Here is a 2012-nt window from a genome sequence, read left to right as displayed (position 1 = left end):
GTGGCTCAGCTGTCCGATGGCTGGGCGTCATGGCCGGTGCGGGTGCGCGGGCGCACGGCAGGAGGACCCGGGATCAGATGTCCCGGGTCCTGTGCAGGCGGCCTACTTCTCGGTCACCCCTGCGGAGTCGAAGGTCGCCACCTCGTGCATCGCTCTCGCGGTGCTCTGCACCAGCGGCAGCGCCAGCAGGGCGCCGGTGCCCTCGCCGAGGCGCAGGTCGAGGTCGACCAGGGGGCGCAGGCCGAGCTTGTTCAGGGCGGCCACATGGCCCGGCTCCGCGCTGCGGTGGCCCGCGATGCAGGCCGCGAGGACCTCCGGGGCGATCGCGCGGGCCACCAGGGCGGCGGCACCCGCGCTGACGCCGTCGAGGATGACCGGCGTACGCAGCGAGGCCCCGCCCAGCAACAGGCCGACCATCGCCGCGTGTTCGAAACCGCCGACCGCCGCCAGGACGCCGATCGGGTCGGCCGGGTCGGGCCGGTGCAACTCGATCGCGCGGCGGACGACCTCGGTCTTGCGGGCCAGGGTCTCGTCGTTGATGCCGGTGCCGCGGCCGGTGACCTCGGCGGGGTCGGTGCCCGTGAAGACCGAGATGAGGGCGGCGGACGCGGTGGTGTTCGCGATGCCCATCTCGCCCGTCAGGAGCGCCTTGTTGCCGGCCGCGACCAGGTCGCGCGCGGTCTCGATGCCGACCTCGATGGCCTGCTTGGCCTCCTCGCGGGTCATCGCCGGACCGGTGGTCATGTCGGACGTGCCGGCCCGGATCTTGCGGGGCAACAGGCCGGGGGTGGCCGGGAGTTCGGAGGCCACGCCGACGTCGACCACGCACACCTCGGCGCCGACCTGGCCGGCGAAGGCGTTGCAGACCGCGCCGCCGCCGAGGAAGTTGGCGACCATCTGGGCCGTCACCTCCTGCGGCCAGGGGGTGACGCCCTGGGCGTGCACACCGTGGTCGCCGGCGAAGATCGCGACGGCCGCGGGCTCCGGGATCGGCGGCGGGCACTGCCGGGACAGCCCGGACAGCTGGGCAGAGATGATCTCCAGCATGCCGAGCGCGCCGGCCGGCTTGGTCATCCGCTTCTGCCGCTCCCAGGCCTCGCCGAGCGCCTTGGCGTCCAGCGGGCGGATCTGGGCGACGGTCTCGCCGAGCAGATCGTGCGGCTCCTCACCGGGCAGGGCGCGGCGGCCGTACGTCTCCTCGTGCACGACCCAGGACAGCGGGCGGCGCTTGGACCAGCCGGCCTGCATCAGCTCGGGCTCGTCCGGGAACTCGTCGACGTACCCGACGCACAGGTAGGCGATGACCTCCAGGTGGTCGGGCAGGCCGAGGGCGCGGACCATCTCGCGCTCGTCGAAGAAGCTGACCCAGCCGACGCCGAGGCCCTCGGCGCGGGCGGCGAGCCAGAGGTTCTCCACGGCGAGCGCAGCGGAGTACGGGGCCATCTGCGGCTGGGTGTGCCGGCCGAGGGTGTGGCGGCCGCCGCGGGTCGGGTCGGCGGTGACGACGATGTTCACCGGGGTCTCGAGGATGGCCTCGATCTTCAGTTCCTTGAACTGCTTGGCCCGGCCCTTGGGCAGCGACTTGGCGTACGCCTCGCGCTGGCGCTGGGCCAGGTCCTGCATGGCGGCGCGCGTCTCGGCGGAGCGGATGACGACGAAGTCCCACGGCTGCGAGTGGCCGACGGAGGGCGCGGTGTGGGCGGCCTCCAGGACCCGCAGCAGCACCTCGTGCGGGATCGGGTCGCTGCGGAAGCCGTTGCGGATGTCGCGGCGCTCGCGCATGACCTTGAGGACGGCCTCGCGCTCGGCGTCGTCGTAGGCGGGCGCGGCGGGGCCCGTGGACTGTCGCGCCTCTGCCACGGGAGCCGTGCTCACTTCCTGGACTTCCGGCGCTTCCGGGACCTCGGGGTCTTCCTGATCGGCCGCCCTGGTGTCCAGGTCGTCCGCCTGCTGGGCGAACCGGGGGTCGCCGTCCTCCGCGCGCGGGGCCGGGACCGCGTGCTGCTGTGCGC

General features: G+C 73.9%; 1 protein-coding gene. It reads right to left on the bottom strand.

Annotated features, from left to right (window positions below):
- Positions 1-102: 102 nt before the first annotated feature.
- Positions 103-2012: nicotinate-nucleotide--dimethylbenzimidazole phosphoribosyltransferase (cobT, locus tag EHS43_RS43415; protein ID WP_125195926.1), on the bottom strand; the 1910-nt coding region annotated here is incomplete at its 5' end.

This window comes from Streptomyces sp. RP5T (assembly GCF_003933965.1).
Lineage (GTDB): Bacteria > Actinomycetota > Actinomycetes > Streptomycetales > Streptomycetaceae > Streptomyces.
Note: the sequence above shows the minus strand (reverse complement) of the source record. Positions and strands in the feature narration are given on the sequence as shown.